The 19,774-nt window shown below is 68.2% G+C and carries 14 protein-coding genes; 8 read left to right on the top strand and 6 right to left on the bottom strand.

What is annotated here, in order from left to right:
* Window positions 1-52: 52 nt before the first annotated feature.
* A complete protein-coding gene (locus tag F6B43_RS01860) occupies window positions 53-1,261 on the top strand; it encodes a serine hydrolase domain-containing protein (protein ID WP_150447232.1) in 1,209 nt (402 codons plus the stop codon).
* Between the two features lie 25 nt (window positions 1,262-1,286).
* Here F6B43_RS01860 and lepA read toward each other — a convergent pair whose 3' ends face one another.
* Complete coding sequence (gene lepA / locus F6B43_RS01855; protein ID WP_150447231.1) at window positions 1,287-3,140, bottom strand: translation elongation factor 4; 1,854 nt, start codon at window positions 3,138-3,140, stop codon at window positions 1,287-1,289.
* A 114-nt stretch (window positions 3,141-3,254) separates the two neighbouring features.
* On the opposite strand from lepA, the gene F6B43_RS01850 reads away from it, so the two are divergent.
* The 4 genes from F6B43_RS01850 to rpsT all read left to right on the top strand — a co-directional run bounded on the left by F6B43_RS01850 (window position 3,255) and on the right by rpsT (window position 8,975).
* The gene (locus F6B43_RS01850; protein ID WP_150447230.1) at window positions 3,255-4,034 is read left to right on the top strand and encodes a hypothetical protein; all 780 of its coding nucleotides are present in this window, start codon (window positions 3,255-3,257) and stop codon (window positions 4,032-4,034) included.
* 602 nt (window positions 4,035-4,636) lie between these two features.
* The gene (locus tag F6B43_RS01845; RefSeq protein ID WP_246159747.1) at window positions 4,637-7,756 is read left to right on the top strand and encodes an ExeM/NucH family extracellular endonuclease; all 3,120 of its coding nucleotides are present in this window, start codon (window positions 4,637-4,639) and stop codon (window positions 7,754-7,756) included.
* Window positions 7,757-7,861: 105 nt separating this feature from the next.
* Entirely contained in the window at window positions 7,862-8,599 is a 738-nt protein-coding gene (locus F6B43_RS01840; RefSeq protein ID WP_150447228.1) for an alpha/beta fold hydrolase, read from the top strand.
* Window positions 8,600-8,714: 115 nt separating this feature from the next.
* Window positions 8,715-8,975, top strand: coding sequence for a 30S ribosomal protein S20 (gene rpsT, locus F6B43_RS01835; RefSeq protein ID WP_150447227.1), 261 nt, complete (start codon window positions 8,715-8,717; stop codon window positions 8,973-8,975).
* Between the two features lie 84 nt (window positions 8,976-9,059).
* Here rpsT and holA read toward each other — a convergent pair whose 3' ends face one another.
* The 5 genes from holA to F6B43_RS01810 form a co-directional block, all read right to left on the bottom strand.
* Window positions 9,060-10,097: a DNA polymerase III subunit delta gene (gene holA / locus F6B43_RS01830; RefSeq protein ID WP_150447226.1), complete on the bottom strand. Its 1,038-nt coding sequence runs from the start codon at window positions 10,095-10,097 to the stop codon at window positions 9,060-9,062.
* A gap of 9 nt (window positions 10,098-10,106) precedes the next feature.
* A complete protein-coding gene (locus tag F6B43_RS01825) occupies window positions 10,107-12,512 on the bottom strand; it encodes a ComEC/Rec2 family competence protein (RefSeq protein ID WP_150447225.1) in 2,406 nt (801 codons plus the stop codon).
* Window positions 12,509-13,120: a ComEA family DNA-binding protein gene (locus F6B43_RS01820; protein WP_246159746.1), complete on the bottom strand. Its 612-nt coding sequence runs from the start codon at window positions 13,118-13,120 to the stop codon at window positions 12,509-12,511. Before F6B43_RS01820 ends, F6B43_RS01825 begins: the two co-directional genes overlap by 4 nt.
* A gap of 89 nt (window positions 13,121-13,209) precedes the next feature.
* Window positions 13,210-15,810, bottom strand: a complete 2,601-nt coding sequence (gene leuS / locus F6B43_RS01815; RefSeq protein ID WP_425486785.1) for a leucine--tRNA ligase — start codon at window positions 15,808-15,810, stop codon at window positions 13,210-13,212.
* A gap of 58 nt (window positions 15,811-15,868) precedes the next feature.
* Window positions 15,869-17,185 carry an anthranilate synthase component I family protein gene (locus F6B43_RS01810; RefSeq protein WP_150447223.1) on the bottom strand — a complete coding sequence of 439 codons (1,317 nt, stop codon included), beginning with the start codon at window positions 17,183-17,185 and terminating at the stop codon, window positions 15,869-15,871.
* A gap of 41 nt (window positions 17,186-17,226) precedes the next feature.
* Between F6B43_RS01810 and F6B43_RS01805 the strand changes: the two genes are divergently transcribed.
* The 3 genes from F6B43_RS01805 to F6B43_RS01795 are packed head-to-tail and all read left to right on the top strand — an operon-like array spanning window position 17,227 to window position 19,766.
* A complete protein-coding gene (locus F6B43_RS01805) occupies window positions 17,227-17,958 on the top strand; it encodes a DedA family protein (protein WP_150447222.1) in 732 nt (243 codons plus the stop codon).
* A 43-nt stretch (window positions 17,959-18,001) separates the two neighbouring features.
* Complete coding sequence (locus tag F6B43_RS01800) at window positions 18,002-19,018, top strand: App1 family protein phosphatidate phosphatase (RefSeq protein ID WP_150448357.1); 1,017 nt, start codon at window positions 18,002-18,004, stop codon at window positions 19,016-19,018.
* Window positions 19,019-19,052: 34 nt separating this feature from the next.
* A complete protein-coding gene (locus F6B43_RS01795) occupies window positions 19,053-19,766 on the top strand; it encodes an SOS response-associated peptidase (protein WP_150447221.1) in 714 nt (237 codons plus the stop codon).
* Window positions 19,767-19,774: the final 8 nt, after the last annotated feature.

The following is a 19,774-nucleotide window of genomic DNA, read 5'->3' as shown; positions in this document are numbered from 1 at the left end:
TCCACTATCGTGACATCCACCAGCGGGTCCGACCCTTCGAGGGGGAGTGCAGATGCCGGTATCCGTGACTCGGGCGAGGGCGTCGCTTCGCGCGCTCGCCGTCACCGTGGCGGCCTTCGCTGTGCTGACATCGACGGGCTGCACGATCGTCGGCACGCACCCGCCGTCCTCGCCCACCCCGGCAGCATCCCCCTCCGACCAGACGCGGATCGGCGTCATCGCGGGCAGCGATCCACGGGCCGCAGAGATCACAGGGATCGTCGAGGCGGCGATTCCCGAACTCGCACTGCAGTCGGTGGTGTTCGGCGTTTGGGTGGGCGACGACGAGATCGTGCGCGGCGCCGTCGACTCACCCTCTGCTCCGCTGCCGACGGCGACCGATGCGCTCGTGCGGGTCGGGCAGCCCATGGAGGCGATGCTCGGGACGATTCTGCTGCAGCTCGGGACGGAGGGTGTGGTCGACCTCGATGCTCCGGTCTCACCGTACGTCCCCGAGCTCGTCAATGCCGACCGGATCACCCCGCGGATGCTCGCCAACACCACGGGCGGAACCCCGGACTACGTCACGAACGCCGATTTCATCGCTCGCGTCCATGCCGACCCCTTCGCCCACTACACGTTCAGCGAGCTGCTCGGGTACGCGCAGCAGTCACCCCCGCTGTTCGCACCGGGAACCGGCTGGGCGTATTCGCACACCGAGATGGCTGCTCTCGTTCAGGTTCTCGAGCGGGCATCAGGGCAGTCGCTGGAGGACCTGATGCAATCACGCATCTACGGACCCTTGGGCATGACGCGCAGCTCGGCACATCAGGACAGCGAGATCGGCCAGCCGGCGATGCACGCATACACCAACCAGCGCGGGGTGTACGAGGATTCCACATCCTGGGATCCGACCTGGGGGTTCGACGGAGGGATGAACGCGCCGGTCATCGACCTCGGCCGCTGGCTGCGCGCGCTCAACGACGGAGACCTTCTGACCGCCGCAGACGCAGAGACGTCCCTGGCGCCGGTCTCCGCGGGGCTCGGCGGAATGTCCGCCCAGCGCTACTTCGCGTACGGGTCGCTGGTGGCCGACGGCTGGATCGTCGGCAACCCGATCCTGAACGGCTACCAGGGGTTCACCGCGCAGGAGAGGAATCCTTCTGTCACCATCGTGGTGTGGTCTGCCGTGGCGCCGGCGAACACCGAAACCTCGAACGCTTCTCAGACCATCGCTCAGCGGATCGCCGCGATCGTGAGCGCGACGCCGTTCACGATGTGAACCGCCACGAGGCGACCGTCCGACCCTATTTGGCGTCCTTCTTCTCAGTGTCGCCCGAGAGGGCTGCGATGAAGGCTTCCTGCGGCACCTCGACCCGGCCCACCATCTTCATGCGCTTCTTGCCCTCTTTCTGCTTCTCGAGGAGCTTGCGCTTGCGGGTGATGTCGCCGCCATAGCACTTGGCCAGAACGTCCTTGCGCATCGCGCGGATCGATTCGCGGGCGATGATGCGCGCGCCGATCGCGGCTTGGATCGGCACCTCGAACTGCTGGCGGGGAATGAGTTTCTTCAGTCTCTCGGTCATGAGCACGCCGTAGGCGTAGGCCTTGTCGCGATGCACGATCGCGCTGAACGCATCCACCGGTTCGCCCTGCAGCAGGATGTCGACCTTCACGAGATCGGCCTCCTGATCGCCGCTCGGCTCGTAGTCGAGCGAGGCGTACCCGGCCGTCTTCGACTTCAGGTTGTCGAAGAAGTCGAAGACGATCTCGCCCAGCGGCATGCTGTAGCGGATCTCGACCCGATCCTCCCCGAGGTACTCCATGCCGAGCAGCGTGCCGCGGCGGGACTGGCAGAGCTCCATGATCGTGCCCACGTAGTCCTTGGGCGCCAGGATCGCGGCCTTGACCATCGGCTCGGTGACGCTCGCGATCTTCGTGCCCGAGGGGAACTCGCTCGGGTTGGTCACCGTGTAGGTCTTCCGGTCATCGGTCGTCACTTCGTAGGTGACGGACGGCGCGGTGGAGATCAGATCGAGACCGAACTCGCGCTCGAGACGCTCGGTGATGATCTCGAGATGCAGAAGGCCGAGGAAGCCGCAGCGGAAACCGAACCCGAGGGCGACCGACGTCTCGGGCTCGTAGTTGAGTGACGCATCCGACAGCTTCAGCTTGTCGAGCGCCTCACGAAGGATCGGGTAGTCGCTGCCGTCGATCGGGTACAGCCCCGAGAAGACCATCGGCTTCGGATCGGTGTAGCCGGGCAGCGGCTCTTTGGAAGGCTTGGTCGCGGTAGTGACCGTGTCGCCGACCTTCGACTGTCGCACGTCCTTCACGCCGGTGATCAGGTAGCCGACCTCACCCACGCCGAGTCCCTTGGTAGGAGTCGGCTCCGGGGAGGACACCCCGATCTCGAGAAGCTCATGGATCGCTCGGGTCGACATCATCTGGATGCGCTCACGGGGATTCAGAGAGCCGTCGATCATGCGCACGTACGTGATGACCCCGCGGTAAGAGTCGTAGACGGAATCGAAGATCATCGCCCGGGAGGGGGCATCCGGATCGCCCTTCGGAGCGGGGATCTGCGCAACGACCTGATCCAGGAGCTCTTCGACCCCCATGCCCGTCTTCCCGCTCACCCGCAGGACGTCTTCCGGCTTGCCGCCGATGAGACTCGCGAGCTCCCTGGAGTACTTGTCGGGATCCGCCGCGGGAAGGTCGATCTTGTTCAGCACCGGGATGATCTGCAGGTCGTTCTCGAGCGCGAGGTAGAGGTTCGCGAGCGTCTGCGCCTCGATACCCTGGGCGGCATCGACCAGGAGGATCGCCCCTTCGCACGCTGCGAGCGACCGGCTGACCTCGTACGTGAAGTCGACGTGGCCGGGCGTGTCGATCATGTTGAGCGCGAATGTCTGCCCGTCGACCGACCACGGCATGCGCACCGCCTGGCTCTTGATCGTGATGCCGCGCTCGCGCTCGATGTCCATGCGGTCGAGGTACTGCGCACGCATGTCACGGTCCGAGACGACGCCCGTGATCTGCAGCATGCGGTCGGCCAGGGTCGACTTGCCGTGGTCGATGTGGGCGATGATGCAGAAGTTTCGAAGCAGCTCGGGCGGGGTGGCGGCGGGCTCGAGGGGCTTCAGGGCGCGGGGTGACATGTTCCGACGATTCTACGGGGCGGATGCTGGGCCGCCACGCTGCGTCACACGCTCGCGCGCGAGATCTGACACTGAACCAATCCACTCGCGTGCTAATATTCTGATATCCGCCATGTGGAGACCTTCGAAGGAGAAGTCATTTTGTCAAGAGTTCGAAACACTCTTTTGGGTGCCGCAGCGATGACTTGCGTGGCGCTGCTCGGAAGTGCGGTTACCGCACCCATGGCAACTGCGGCGGAAACCAGCGAGAGCAGCACCACCGGCGGGACATGGGATCCCATCACCGGCGGGACGTGGGACCCGACCAACAACACCAATACGTTTGGTTATGAATTCACGTTCTTGTTCCAGACCATCAATAACCAGACACTCAAATGCCCTGCAGGCTATCGACTTCGACAAACCGACGACTCGCCAGGAAGGATCGTTCCTGCCGGAGTCGAAGTAAAAGAAGACGGCGGGGTTGGCGCCAGTGCAGATCATGCGATGGACCAGTACGGCAACAGCGTCGGCGCTCTCGCAATGTCAATGGGGAACTGGACACCCGCCGAACACTATGTGACAGTCGTCCTCCACTGCGAACCGTTCACACCCACCACCCACACCGTCGAATGGTCGATGACCCTCTCTCACGTGATCGCGAATCTTCGCACAAGATCAGTCAAAGTCGAGTGCCCGGCCGAAGCTCCATACCTGACGAACTTCACGACTACCTCCAAAGGCGTTGGAGGCATCATCGACGATACCTACGCGCCCGAATACCTTCACAAATTGTACAAATCGGGCTTTACGATCCGGAATCTAAAAAACTATCCGCCCTCCCTGGATCCGAATAGCTTCACCATTAGCTTCAACCTTTCCTGCACCAACATTCCCAAAGCCGGCCGGACGTAGTCGGTCAATCACGACGCGTTCGCGGGAGCGGCAAGCAAGGTGTGGATCAGATCGCGGATCTGATCCACACCTTGCTTGGCCCCGGCTTCCGCACCATTACCCGCGCAACACCACGCGAGAAGTCGACAGGGCACGCGTTGAGCTCAGCCTGAGTTCGCCGGAGCTATTCGCCGGGTGCAGGTCGTGCTGGTGCACGGCATCCGCACGTCCGCCACGATGTGGCAAGCGCAGCTGCAGAATGCCGCAGTTCAGCGCGTAGCGCGCCATCGGCCCGCCCCGCCTCGGATGAGGCCTCCCGCCGGGCCCCGCACCGTGAACTCGAGGGTATGCCGAACGCGCAAATCGGGCATCGAGGCGACACGCGGCGCGAGATCGAGCCCGCGCCGTCGCGCGGCGATGGTGCGAACCGGTCGCGATGGCGGTTGCGGGGGGCGGACGAGCCGCGCACGGCTCTTGGTCACGAAACGTTCACGGAGAGAATCGGCGCAACCCCTTGCCGAGCTGTGCGTCTGCTGTGCATGGTGGAGCGGGGAGTCACACGGGGAACCGAAAAGAGCGCCTACCGGAATCGGTGGGAATCGCAGACGAAGGAGTACCCCGAAGTGATACACCCTCTCGGACGGCGCCGGCTCGCGGCATCCGTCATCGCCGCATCAGCCCTCATCGTGTCAGGACTCGCGGCACCGGCAACAGCGCAGGCCGAGGTCGGAACCACGGCCCGCGTGCTGATCAACGAGGTCTACGGTGGCGGCGGCAACAGCGGGGCAACGCTCGCCAACGACTTCGTCGAGCTGTACAACCCGACCGACGTCGCCGTCGACCTGTCGGCCTGGTCGGTGCAGTACGCCTCCGCGGCGGGCGTCACCTTCCAATCGACGCCGCTCACCGGGACGATCGCACCGCACGCCTACTTCCTCGTGGCCGAGGCCGCGGGGGCCGGCGGGACCGCATACACGTTCGACCTGAAGGGCTCTATCCCGATGAGCGCGGCCTCGGGAGTCGTCGCTCTGGTGGGCACCCAGACGGCGCTCACCGGGTGCGGTACAGCCTGCGCGAGCAGCCCCGACGTGATCGATCTCGTCGGGTACGGCGCCACTGCGAACGCCGCGGGCGGTTCTGCAGCGCCGAGTCTGTCGAATACGACCTCGGCATCGCGCAGCGCCGATCACGCCAACACCGCCGTCAACAGCGCCGACTTCACGTCCGGCGCCCCGAGCCCCACCACGGCGGCAGGGCAGGCGGTGCCGATCGTGGTGAACCCGCCTGACCCCGGTCCCGACCCCGTCGTCGCGACGATCGCCGCGATCCAGGGCACCGGGGTCGCCTCTCCACTCGCGGGGCAGACCGTCACCACGCGCGGCACCGTGACGGCGAGCTACCCCACGGGGGGCCTCGTCGGCTACGTCATCCAGACGCCGGGAACCGGCGGCGCTCTGGACCTCACGTCGCATACGGCATCGGACGCGCTCTTCGTCTACTCCCCCGCGGCCCCGATCCAGCCGATCGGCGCATACGTCGAGGTGACCGGTTCCGTCACCGAGTTCGGAGCAACCGCGGGCAACCCTGCGACCCTGACCGAGCTCACCGCCTCGTCGGTGACCGTGCTGACCGACGTTGTCGCCCCGCCGACCCCGGCCACCGTGGCGTGGCCGGCGAACGACTCGCAGCGCGAATCACTCGAATCGATGCTGGTCAGCCCCCAGGGTGCGTTCACCGTGAGCAACACGTTCTCGACGAACCAGTACGGCGAGGTCGGGCTGGCTTCCGGAACCACGCCGCTGCGCCAGCCCACCGACCTTGCTGCACCGGGAACCCCTGAGGCGGCAGCGGTCGCCGCCGACAACGCCGCGCGGGCGGTGGTGCTCGATGACGGCGCGTCGACCAACTTCCTGAGCGCGGCCAACCGCGGGCTCACCCCGGCGTACATCGCCCTGAACGAGCCGCCGCGAGTCGGAGCATCCGTCACCTTCACCGCACCGGTGATCGTCGACTGGCGCAACAGCGCGTGGAAGTTCAACCCCACCGCTCCCGTCGTCGGCGACGGGTCGGGAGTGGACGGCGTGGTGTTCGCGAACACCAGGACCCCCGCGCCGGCGGAGGTCGGCGGCGACTTCTCCGTCGCGTCGTTCAACGTCCTCAACTACTTCACGACCCTCGGCGACCTCTCGCCGAGCTGCAAGCCGTTCACCGACCGTGTCGGCGACGGGGTCACGGTCGACGGCGCCGTCAGCAATGACGTCGTGTGTCTGCCGCGCGGAGCGTGGGACGCCCCCGACCTCGCGCGCCAGCAGGCCAAGATCGTCGCGGCGATCAACGCCCTCGACGCCAGCGTGGTCGGGCTGATGGAGATCGAGAACTCGCTCGTCGTCGACGAGGCCACGGCGACGCTGGTGGACGCGCTCAATGCGGCCGCCGGTGCGGCGAAGTGGGCCTACGTCCCGTCGTCGGCCGACCTGCCCCCGGCGTCGGAGATGGATGTCATCACGAACGCGATCATCTACCAGCCCGCGAAGGTGACACGCGTGGGGGCGTCGCGTGCGCTCGGCACACAGTCAGCAGCCGACGAGGCGTTCGGCAACGCACGTGAGCCGATCGCCCAGGTCTTCCGCCCCGCCGCCGGCGGCGAAGACGTGCTGTTCGTCGTGAACCACTTCAAGTCCAAGGGCTCGGCAGGGCCGTGGCCGGGCGACGCGGACACCGGTGACGGGCAGGGTTCCTCGAACGAGTCGCGTGTTCGTCAGGCGACGGCGCTGCGCGATTGGGTCGAAGAGATCCGGGGTGGTGTGACGAGCGTGGCGCTTGCCGGCGACTTCAACTCGTACGGTCAGGAAGATCCTCTCCGAGTCTTGTACGCGGCGGGATACTCCGATGCGGAACGCGCCCTGGGGATCCAGAAGTCGTCGTACTCGTTCTCGGGACTGTCAGGATCGCTCGACCATGTGCTCCTCAGCGGCCCCGCGCTGACCCGCGCTACGGGCGGCGACATCTGGAACATCAACTCCGGCGAGGCGGTCGCGCTCGAGTACAGCCGATACAACTACCACGGCACCCTGTTCTACGCACCGGACCCGTACCGCTCGTCCGACCACGACCCGGTGAAGGTCGGCCTGGACGCGGGCACGGTCGCCTCGACCACGACACTCGCCCTCGATCGCACGACGTTCGAGTACGGTGCGGCCGGCACGGTGCGCGCCATGGCCACCGTGGCTGCGGACGGAGGCATCGCGGCTGAGGGCTCTGTGGAGTTCGCGGTCGACGGAACCGTGGTCGGCACGGCGGCCCTGGCCGCCGGGTCGGCGACGATCGCACTCGGCCTGCCCGGCTCGCTTCCGGCCGGTGCTCACACGATCGAGGCGCGATTCACCGGGTCGGCCGGCGTCGCCCCGTCGACGTCGGCCCCGGTGACGATCACCGTCGCGCCGGCGCATTCGACCACTTCGCTGCTCGCGCTCCCCCCGCTCCACCTGAACCGGCTTCTGCCCGCGACGCTCGTCGCGCGCGTGACGCTCGGCTCCGGGATCGGGGCGCCGGGCACTGTCGAGTTCCGCGAGGGCTCGACCGTGATCGGCACATCCGCGCTCGTCAACGGACGGGCGACGTTCCGTCTTCCGAACACGCTCGGCCGTGGCATCCACGGCTATACCGCCGTGTTCGTCCCGGCCGACGCGGTGAGCATCGCCGGTTCGACGAGTGCGACGGCACCCGTGATCGTGCTGTGGTGAGGCACGGGGCCGTGTGAGGTTGAGGATCCGTTCGGTACCGGCCGGTCACGTGACCGGCCGGTACCGATGACCCTTCCGCCGGGCGCACTCGCTTAGGCTCGGGTCGTGGTCGTCCAGGTCGTGCTCGTTCACGGCATCCGCACGTCCGCCACGATGTGGCGCGCGCAGGTGCAGCACCTGTCCGATCGCGGCATTCCGGCGAACGCTCTCGACCTCCCTGGCCACGGCACGCGTATGACCGAGGAGTTCACGCTCGACGGGGCCTTCGCGACGATCGACGAAGCAGTCCGGTCCGCGGCCGCGCGCGGTCCGGTCCTGCTTGTCGGGCATTCGATGGGCGGGCTGCTCTCGATCGCCTACACCGGGCGGGAAGAGCGTCCGCCGGTCTCCGGCTTCATCGCCGCCTCGTGCACGGCGATCCCGCGAGGTGCCGGGCTGGCGACATACCGGCTGCTCGCCCGGAGCGTCGACGCCCTGCCGGGGCGGGGAATGTGGCTCGCCGACAGGGTGCTCGACCGCACGCTGCCGCCCGAGACCCGAGATGACTTCGGCGCGGGCGGTTATGCGTTCGACACACAGGATGTCGCGCTGCGCAGTCTCTCGGTGCTCGACCTTCTGGCCGCCCTGCAGCGCATCGAGGTGCCGCTGTGGTTCATCAACGGTCAGTACGACCAGCTCCGGGTGAACGAACGCCTTTTCGCTCGACTGGCTCCGGATGCCGAACTCATCGTCGTGCCGCGTACGACGCATCTCGTGACCGCCATGCGTCCACGAGTCTTCAACGCACTCCTCGACCTGGCGATCGCGACATTGAATGCCCGAGTCTCGGGGGCCGACGGATAGCTGGTAGACTCGGTGATTGGCTTGCGTGTGGGTTGCCCCCTCACGACCGCTGAGCGACAGCCCTCTTCTGCCGCCGGCATCCCATCGATCACTCCCAAACGAAAGACGTCGACACGTGGCGAACATCAAGTCGCAGATCAAGCGCAACAAGACCAACATCAAGGCGACCGAGCGTAACAAGGCCGTGAAGAGCGAACTTCGCACCGAGGTGCGTCGCACGCGCGAGGCGGTCGCCGCCGGCGACAAGGCTGCCGCCGAGAAGGCTCTCGCGAAGGCCACCAAGAAGCTCGACAAGGCTGCGAGCAAGGGTGTCATCCACGCCAACCAGGCCGCGAACCGCAAGTCGGCCATTGCGAAGCAGGTTGCTGCACTCTGAAGCAGGTTGCTGCACTCTGAAGCAGGTTGCTGCACTCTGACTTACTTCCTGTCGAATGCCCGTCCCTGAGGGGGCGGGCATTCGTCATTGTCCGTAGGGTGCGCGCGTCGCGATCACCGTGACAAGGCGCTCGAGTGCGAACACCGGGTCACGTGAGGCGCCTTTGACCTCGGCGTCTGCTCGTGCAGCCGCCTGGATGGCCATTCCCAGCGTCGCGTCGGTCCAGCCCGAGAGATCGCGGCGGGCACGGTCGACCTGCCAGTCCTTCATGCCGAGGCGCGCTGCCAGCGACTGAGACGACTCGCGGATGCCGGCGACCCGTGCCATCGTCCGCAGCTTCATCGCGATCGCGGCGACGAGCGGGACGGGATCAGAACCCGACGCGAGGGCCTGACGCAGCGCAATGAGCGCTTCGCCGTAACGCCCGGCGATCGCGGTGTCGGCGACCGTGAACGCGGATGTCTCGACCCGCCCCCCGTAGTAGCGTTCGACGACCTGCTCGGTGATGTCGCCTGGGACGTCGGCGATCAGCTGCTGACACGCTGCGGCGAGCTCGGTGAGGTCATCAGAGAACGCCGAGACAAGCGTACGCAGCGCGATCGGGGCGATCCGTCGACGAGCCGCGGTGAACTCGCCCGCCGCGAAGTCGAACCTGTCGGAGTCGCGCTTGACCGCAGCGCATGGAATCTCGATGCCACCCCCCTCGCCCGCTCTGATTGCATCGAGCAGCTTCTTGCCCCGTACCGTGGCCCCGCTGTGCCGGAAGACCACCGTCGCGCCGTCCTGCGGATGGGCGAGATAGGAGACAGCCTCGGCGAGGAACGCGTCCGAGCACTTCTCGACGCCCGTGATGCGCACCAGGCGCGGCTCGCCGAAGAGCGAGGGCGAGGTGACGGAGAGCAGGGCGCCGGGGCTGTAGTCGTCGGCGCGCAGGTCGGAGACCTCGAGGCTCTCGTCTTCGGCCCGCAGATAGTCGCGGAGGGCAGCGGTCGCACGTTCGGCGCATACCTCTTCCGGACCGGAGACCAGCACGACCGGGGCGGGCTGGGGGTCTCGCCACGACACCTGCGGAATCGCCGTACGCGCCTTGCTCGCAGGAGCTCTTCGCGCGGTCGTCGCCATTCCCCCAGCCTACTGAGCGGTACCGACAGGCGGCGGCGCCCGCTCGCGCCACACTCCCACGCCCGCGTCGGTACGCGAGACAGCGACGATGCCGCTCTGATCGGTTCGCGCGATCACACACCCCAGCTCTTGTAGAAACGCGAGCGTCACGCTCCGCGGGTGGCCGTAGTCGTTTCCGGCGCCGACGGATATCACCGCGACTGCGGCGTGGATCGCGGCGTAGAGCCGAGGGTCCTGATCCGCACTCCCGTGGTGGGCGACCTTCACGACGTCATACGCGGGGAGAAGCACCCCGGACGCCGCCAGTGCCGCCTGAGACGATTCGGACATGTCGCCGAGGAAGATCGCCGTGGGCATGCCGCTTCCCCGCACTTCGAGCACGACGCACGCGTCGTTGCCCGCGGGAAATGCCCGGCTCAGCGCCGGGGGCCGCGGCCACAACACCCTCCACTCCGCGGCGCCCAGCGTGCCGTGCATGCCTAGGGCACCGGCCGTCGTTTCGGCGCCTCCGGCTCTGAGCCCGTCGACGACCGCCTGATTCGCCTGCGAGGCGGGCGGTCCGTAGATGACGGCACCGACCATACCTCGCACGGCCGCGACGCCGCCCGCGTGATCCTTGTCATAGTGCGTGAGAACGAGGAGGTCGAGATGACCGATGCCGAGGCGCGAGAGACAGCGGGCGAGCGGCTCAGGGGCAGGCCCGGTATCGATCAGTGCATAGCTCGTACCGGAGCGGATGAGGACGGCATCCCCCTGACCGACGTCGCACGCGAGGATCGACCAGTCCTGGGGAAGCGTCCAGCGCCCCGCCACCGATGTCAGAGCGGCCGTGCCCGCAGTCACCCCGATCACCGCGGACAGCAGGGCGATCGAGATCGCATGAAGGGGACGGGCACGACTCCGGAGAGCACCTCGCCCGATCACGATCACGCCGATGGCGATCCCCACTGTCGCGAGGACGGCGACCCCGGCCCACCCCTCCAGCCACGGAACCTGCCCACCGGGGAGCGCCGTCGTGGTCGATGCGGTGGCCGCGATCCAGGATGCGGGGAGCCACGCGATCGCGGCCAGACCCGACTGCAAGAGCGGCACACCGACCGTGAGGCACGCGGCAAGCCCCACGATGGTGGCGACGGGCGCGGCAGGGGCCGCCAGAAGGTTCGCGACCACCCCGTAAAGGGGCACAGTGGGCGTGATCAGGACCAGGAGCGGACCACACGCGAGCTGGGCGGCGAGCGGTACGGACAGGGCGAGCGCGAGGCCCCGGGGCAGGTGGCGCGACAACCCCACCGCCAACGGACGCGCGAACAGCAGGAGCGACGCGGTGGCCGCCGTCGACAGTGCGAACCCGAGCGATCCCGCCAGCCATGGGTCGCCGACCAGCAGCACCGTCACAGCGAGCGTGAGGATCGACATTCCTGCCGCCGGCCTGCCCAACTGCACGCTCAGCATCGCGATCGCGGCCATCGCCGCCGCTCGTACGACGCTCGGCTCGGGAGTCACGAGCACCACGAATCCGGTCAGGGCAGTGAGTCCCGCGACCACCCGGAGGCTCCGACGCAGCCCGGCCAGAGCCGCAGCGGCGAAGGCGAGACCGACGACGATCGCACAGTTCGCCCCTGAGACCGCAGTCAGGTGAGACAGACTCGACGCCTTCATCTCGGCGTCCAGCGCCGGGTCGACCGCCGACGTGTCACCGACGGCGAGCCCTGGTACCAGGCCCGCGCCCGGCTCGGGCAGCCCACGAACCGCGGAGAGGAGCCCGCGACGAAGATCGGATGCCGCGGCCAGCACGCCGTCCGGCGGCTCATCCACCTCCACCCCACGGCCCGCAGAGACTCCCAGCACCTCGCGCTGCCCCGGCCTGGTCGCCCACGCGGTGCCGCGTGCCGTCACCGCAGACCCGACATCCAATGCATCGGGACGATCGACGAGCGCGGGGGCGACGCGGATCGCGACAGGGACATCGAGAGGATGGGAGGTGCTCCCTGCGTCGATCTGGAAGGCCACGGCATCGAATGCGAGCTCCCCGGCACGGTTCTCGACCTTGCCGACCACTCGCGCGTGGACCGCGATCGCCCGCCCCCCGCCGAGTCCGCGGGCCAGGGCGGCATCGCGGTCGGGTTGTGCGAGGGCGACATGCGAAGCGACTGCCGCGCCGGCCGCGACGCTGACGATCGCGACGACGAGCGCACGCATCGCTCCGTCCCCCCTGGTGCCGTCTCGAGACCGAGTCCGCAGCACGAGCGCGCCCAGGATGGCAAAGGCAGCGATCCACCCGCAGAGTGCGGTGACCTGCGCCGCTTCCGGAATCACCGTGATGACCCCCGCCACGATCCAGGCCAGGGCGGCAACGGGCAGCAGGCGGAGCGTTCGCCACCATCGTGCCGTCGAGGTGGGGTTCGCCGACCTCATATCGTCACGAGTTCACGGAGCGACTCGAGCATCTTGTCGCCGATACCGGGAACCGCCAGAAGATCCTCGACACTCGTGAATCGCCCGTTCGCCTCGCGCCACTGGATGATGCGCTCGGCCATCGCGGGCCCGATGCGCGGCAGAGCATCGAGCTGCGTGGCATCCGCGGTGTTGAGATTCACCCGCGGGTCCGTCTGCCCACCCCGCTCCGACGGCGCCGCGGGTGTCGACACCTCGCCGACGGAGGGAACGTGGAGCTGCTCCCCGTCGCTGAGCGGCCGCGCCAGGTTGAGGCCGTTCGTGTCGGCGCCGTCGGCGAAGCCTCCCGCCGCAGCGACGGCGTCGACGACCCGCGCGTCACCGGCCAGCACGTAGAGCCCCGGCGCGACCACCGATCCAGACACGTGCACGTACAGCGCTGCCTCCGGCGGCGCGGAAGGTGCCGCCGTGCTCACGCTCCCGCCGACGGACTGCACCGGCGCACCAGCGCCGCGGAAGATGCCGATGCCGACGGTGACAGCGAGTGCGAGCAGTACGACCACGACGGCGGCGCCGAGCCCCAGTCGCGTGCGCCGCGACGCGGCATCCGGTTCGTCGGGGGCAGTCACCGGACCACGGTAGGTCCGGGTCCGCCCCCATCTGCGCGCAGGCGCCGAAGTCGTGGACGAAGGCGGTGCGCGCAGCACCTGGGGAGGAACTACGTCGTGCTGAAGCTGACGACCTTCGGGGCTCGGACGACCACCCGGGTGATCTCGCGACCGGCCAGCGAACGCACGACCCGCTCATCCGCTCGCGCGAGACGCTCGAGCTCTGCCGTGTCGATGCGGCCCGACACTTCCAGGGTCGCGCGCACCTTTCCATCGATCTGCACGACCGAGGTGACCGTTTCTTCGACCAGGAGCATCGGATCCGCCTGCCGCCACGGCACCAGCCCCACGAACGGCTCGTAGCCGAGGATCTCCCAGAGCTCCTCGGCGGTGTGCGGCGCGAACAGATCGAGAACCATCGTCATGACCTCGGCGGCCTCGCGGACGGCGGGGTCGGTGGGACCGGCTCCGGTGTCGATCGCCTTCCGAGTGGCATTCACGAGCTCCATCAGGCGAGCAACGACGACATTGAACTTGGTCTGCTCGACCAGCCCCGGTGCATCTGCGAGCAGACGATGCGTGACGCGACGCAGAGCCTGGTCGCCCTCCGCCCACACGACGTCCGGGCTGCTGTCGACGTCCTTCGCGACGCGCCAGGCGCGGGCGAGGAACTTCTGCGCGCCGGTAGTCGAGACATCCTCCCAGTTGATGTCGTCCTCGACGGGGCCGGCGAATGCGATCGCGACGCGGACAGCATCCGCTCCGGGGTCCATCATGCTCGAGGCGAACTCGACGAGGTTGCCCTTGCTCTTCGACATCTTCGAGCCGTCCAGCAGCACCATGCCCTGGTTGATCAGGCTCGAGAACGGCTCGGTGAATTCGATCAGGCCCTCGTCGAAGAGCACCTTGGTGATGAACCGCGCGTACAGCAGGTGGAGGATGGCGTGCTCGACGCCCCCGATGTACGAATCGACCGGTGCCCACTTGTTCGCCTCGCGCGAGGAGAAGGCCTCGTTCGCGTCGCCCGGGGCCAGGAACCGCAGGAAGTACCACGAGCTGTCCACGAACGTGTCCATCGTGTCGGGGTCGCGCAACGCCGGTTCGCCGGTCGCCGGATCGACGGTGGCCATCCAGTCGGATGCTCCGCCCAGCGGCGACGTGCCCTTCGGCGTGAGATCGAGCCCCTGCGCATCCGGAAGGGTCAGCGGCAGCTGATCAGCCGGAACGGGAACGATCCGCCCGTCCTGCGTGTGGATCATCGGAATGGGCGTGCCCCAGAACCGCTGGCGCGAGATCAGCCAGTCTCGGAGGCGGAAGGTCTTGGCAGCGCGCCCCGTTCCGGCCGCCTCGAGCTCGTCGATCATCCGCGCGATCGCCGTGCGCTTGGACATGCCGTCGAGCGATCCGGAGTTCACCATCCGGCCTTCGCCGGTCAGGGCGATCCCGGTGACTGCGGGATCGAGCGCATCGAGGGCGCCACCGTCGGCACCCGGATCGATCGGGACGCCGTCGGCGTCGATCTCGATGACCGGGATCGCCCCGGTGATCGGGGCGGTCGTGTCGACCACGACCTTGACGGGCAGGTCGAACGCGCGGGCGAAGTCCAGGTCGCGCTGGTCGTGCGCGGGGACGGCCATCACCGCGCCGTGACCGTAGTCGGCCAGCACGTAGTCGGCGGCCCAGATGGGCAGGCGCTCACCGTTCACGGGGTTGATCGCGTAGCGCTCGAGGAACACGCCCGTCTTGGGGCGGTCGGTGCTCTGCCTGTCGATCTCCGTGATCTTCTGGACGCGCTCGAGGTAGTCCTGGAAACGCATCCGCACGTCGGCGGTCGATCCGGCCACCAGCTCTGCGGCGAGATCGGAATCGGGTGCCACGACGAAGAACGTCGCGCCGTGCAGCGTGTCGGGCCGGGTCGAGAACACCGTGATCTTCTCGTCGCGGCCCTCGATGACGAAGTCGATGTCTGCGCCGACGGAACGACCGATCCAGTTGCGCTGCATCCGGATGACCTTCTGCGGCCACGATCCCTCGAGCTGGTTCAGATCGTCGAGGAGCCGGTCGGCGTAGTCGGTGATCTTGAAGTACCACTGAGTGAGCTTCTTCTTCACCACTTCGGTGCCGCAACGCTCGCAGCGACCGTCGACGACCTGCTCGTTCGCGAGCACCGTCTGGTCGTGGGGGCACCAGTTGACCGGGCTCTCTTTGCGGTAGGCCAGCCCGCGCTCGTAGAGCAACTGGAAGAGCCACTGGTTCCAGCGGTAGTACTCCGGGTCGCTCGTGTGCAGCACACGGCTCCAGTCGTACGACGTGCCGAAGTTCTTCAGGCTCGCCTTCTGCTGCGCGATGTTGGAATACGTCCACTCGCGGGGATCCGCGCCCCGCTGGATCGCGGCGTTCTCGGCGGGCAGGCCGAACGAATCCCATCCGATCGGGTTGAGCACGTTGTACCCACGATGACGCCAGAACCGGGCGACCGTGTCGACGTAGGCGTAGTTCTCGGCGTGCCCCATGTGCATGTCGCCGGACGGATAGGGGAACATCCCCAGCACGTACTTGCGAGGGCGGGTGTCTTCACCGCCGGCGGCGCGGAACGGGTCGCGCTCGGTCCAGACCTTCTGCCACTTCTCCTGGATCGCATAGGCGTCGTAGCCGGTGCCCTCGGAGGTGGGAGCAGCGGGCGGGGAGATCTGCGACAAGGGAGAGACCAATCGTGGGATGCCGGGAAAGCGCGCGGAACGCGTCTTCCAGGTTACCGGACGGCGGCGTTCACCAGCCGGGCGGGAGTTCCGCGCCGATCGCACGGAGCGGCCCGCGCGCCTTCACCCCGACCTCTGCGACCTCGGCCGCGGCGTCCGACCCCCACGTGATCCCTCCCCCGGCACCCACGTACGCGCCTCCGGGGTGGAACACGATCGAGCGGATGATCATCGCGAGGTCGGCGGCGCCGTCGTCGCCGACCCAGCCGAAGCACCCCGCGAAAACGCCGCGCGGCGCGGCCTCCAGCCCGTGCAGGATCGTCATCGCAGAGAGCTTCGGGGCGCCCGTCATGCTGCCGGCGGGGAATGCGGCATCGAGCAGGTCGCCGAGGGTCGTCCCCGGGCGGAGGATGCCCGAGACGGTGCTGACGAGCTGGTGGACCGCCGGATAGCTCTCGACATCGAGAAGACGATCGACCGCGATGGAACCGGCGACGCTGACGCGCGACAGGTCATTGCGCATCAGATCGACGATCATCACGTTCTCGGCGCGTTCCTTCGGGCTCTCCAGAAGCTCCGCTGCGAGGAGTGCATCGCGAACGACATCGTCGCCGCGCGGGCGGGTGCCCTTGATCGGATGCGTGCGGACCACGCCGCCCTGCACCTCCAGGAACCGCTCCGGGCTCGCACTGGCCAGTGCGACGGAGCCGCTGCGAACGAACCCCGCATGATGCGACGCCGTGGCCGCACGGAGCGCCCGGAAGCTCTCCGCCGGGTCGATGTCACCCGCGACGGAGAATCGGGTCGTGAGGCACAGTTGGTAGGCGTCGCCCTCGCGGATGGCATCGCGGCACTCGGCGATGAGATCGGCGTACGCGCCGGGCAGGTGCCGGGCGACGGCCATGCCGCGTGAGCGGGGCGCCGAGGCCGGTGGCGGCGCGGCTCCCGCCCATCCCGCGGCTTCGGTCGCGAGGGTCTCCGCGTCGGCGGCGAAGGCCCAGACGCGGCGGCGGGCATGATCGAACGCGAGGAACCGCTCGGCGCGGAGCCAGACCGTCTGAGGCGCGGCACCGTCCGGGGCGCCCGTCGGGGCGCCGGCGCGGTCCGCGGCGTCGTCGTAGCCGCTCCAGCCCACCCACCCTCCGCGGAAGGGCCCGGCCTCGGCATCCGGTTCGACTCCCCCCTCCGCTCCCGCGGTGAGGTCGGTGAGACGCACCGCATCGGCGTCCGCCTCCGGTCGGCCCGACCCCACCCAGCTCCAGCCGATCGCCGCGTCGGGGCCGGCATCCAACCAGAAGGAATACGGATGCTCCGCGAAACCGGCCTGGAACGCGCGGTCCGGATCCAGCCAGGTGGGAAGCGCCACGGCGGCCAGCGGAGCGATCACATTCCCAGGCTAGAGGAGGGGCGCCCGCCTAGGCTCGGGGTGTGAACGAGTTCCTCACGTGGCTCCTCGACGCCGTGCAGGGTGTCGATCCGCTCGTGCGGACGCTGATCGCGGGGCTCGCGATGCTGCTGGAGACGAGTGTTCTCGTCGGACTCGTGGTCCCGGGTGACACGATCGTGATCGTCGCCGCGACCGCCGTCTCGTCTCCTCTCGAAGGCGTTCTGCTCGGCATAGCGGTGGTGATCGGCGCCTTGATGGGCGAGAGCATCGGCTTCGCACTCGGCCGCTTCCTCGGCCCGCGGATCCGCACCTCCGCTCTCGGCCGGCGGATCGGGGAGGCGAACTGGGAGCGCTCGGAGCGCTACCTCCGCCGGCGCGGTGGACCGGCGATCTTCCTCTCGCGCTTCCTCCCGGTGCTGCACTCGCTCGTGCCCCTGACCGTGGGGATGAGCGGGTACCCATATCGACGATTCCTCGCTTGGACAGCGCCCGCGTGCGCGCTCTGGGCGGGCCTCTACATCACCGTCTCGGCGCTCGCGGCCGGAACCTATCGCGATCTGGCGAGCCGATTGCACTGGGCCGGGTACCTCTTCGTCGGGGTGATCGTGGTCTTCCTGGTGCTCATCTACGTCGCCAAGAAGATCATCGAACGCGCTGAGCGCAAGCACTTGGCCGATGAGCCGCCGGCGTCAGGGCCTGTGCCCTCCGCGGCGGATGGCGGGCACCCGGACGCTCCGGTGCCCGATGGTGCCGTGAGCGACATGGAAGACTGAGGGAGTGTCCCCCGATTCCTCTCCCTCGTCGCGACCGAAGGTGATGTGGTTCGCTCGGCTGGAGTACAGATTCCACTCCTGGCGTGAGCGCCGCGCTCGTCACCGCGGGCTGAGGCCCGCGGTCACCCCGTTCCCGGGGTACGGGGGCGACGGGTGGGTACGCGTCCTCGGGCGCGTCCTGATCGCACCGCCCGCGCCCCGCACCGGCTCCGGCGACTACGCGAGCGTGCGCGGATGGCGCAGCTTCGTCGCCGTTCCCGTCGGATACGCGACGGTCGCGGTCACGATCGAGGGGCACACGCACGATGTGTTCTCCGATCGTGGCGGAGTGATCGACGTCGTGCTGCCCTCTCGACTCGCCTCGGGGTGGCAGACGCTGACGATGACCGTGGAGGGCGGGGCGCCGGTCGAGTCGCGCGTGTTCATCGTCGGAGCGGACGTGCGCTTCGGCATCGTGTCCGACATCGACGACACCGTCATGGTCACGGCGCTCCCCCGTCCCTTCGTCGCGGCGTGGAACTCGTTCGTGGTGGACGAACACGCGCGCCAGCCGGTGCCGGGCATGGCCGTCATGATGGACCGCCTCGTCCGCGACAATCCCGGATCGCCGCTGATCTACCTGTCGACCGGCGCCTGGAACGTGGTGCCGACGCTCTTGCGATTCCTGAGCCGCCACGTGTTCCCGCCCGGGGCGCTGCTCCTCACCGATTGGGGGCCCACCCACGATCGGTGGTTCCGCAGCGGCAAAGAGCACAAGACCACGAACCTGCAGCGGCTGGCGAAGGAGTTCCCGCACGTGCGGTGGCTTCTCGTGGGTGACGACGGGCAGCACGACGACGACATCTACACGAGGTTCACCCGCGAGCATCCCGAGAACGTCGTGGCCGTCGCGATCCGGAGGCTCTCGCCCGCGGAGGCGGTCCTGGCGGGTGGCCGCACCGTCGTCGACGACCACAGCGCGGCGGGAGTCCCGTGGGTGACCGACTCCGACGGCGCCGGCCTCCTCGAGCGCCTCGAAGAGGTGGGCGTCATCAGGAGCGATTCGGGTCCGGCGCGCTGACCGCGTGTCGGAAGCACCGCGTACGCTGGCGAGCATGTGCGGTCGATTCGTGGTGGCGAGTGCGGGTTCGGAACTGGTCGGGATTCTGCGGGTCGACGTCGAGGGCGACGATCTGCCCGCCCCGTCGTACAACGTCTCGCCGACGGATCGTGTGGCCATCGTGCTCGATTCCGCGAAGACCGAGCCGCCGACGCGGCGCCTCGAATCAGCTCGATGGGGGCTCATCCCGGGCTGGGCGAAAGATCCCAAGATCGGTGTCAGGGCCTTCAACGCGAGGTCTGAAGAGCTCGAAGACAAGCCCATGTTCCGCACCGCGCTCGAGAAGCGCCGAGCGGTGGTCCCCTCGACCGGCTACTACGAATGGAAGACCGTCGACGGCGAGAAGACGCCGCACTTCATCCACCCCGCCGACGGCTCACCGCTCTTCATGGCCGGCCTCTACGAGTGGTGGAAGAATCCCGCCCTGCCCGACGACGATCCCGCCCGCTGGGTGCTGAGCTTCACCATCCTGACCCGCGATGCGATCGGCCACCTGGGCTCGATCCACGACCGGATGCCGCTTTTCCTCGACGCCGACTACGCCGACGCGTGGCTCGACCCCACCGTCGACAATGTGCGTGACGTGCTGGACGCCGCAATCGATGCCGCGCCGGCCTTGGCCGAGACCCTCGACGACCACGTCGTGTCGAAAGCCGTCGGCAACGTCCGGAACAACGGCCCGGAGCTGATCGAGCCGGTCGAGGGGTGATCTGCGGG

It is taken from the genome of Microbacterium rhizomatis (genome assembly GCF_008710745.1).
GTDB lineage: Bacteria > Actinomycetota > Actinomycetes > Actinomycetales > Microbacteriaceae > Microbacterium > Microbacterium rhizomatis.
The sequence above is the reverse complement of the archived record's forward strand: the minus strand, read 5'-3'. Positions and strand labels throughout refer to the sequence as shown.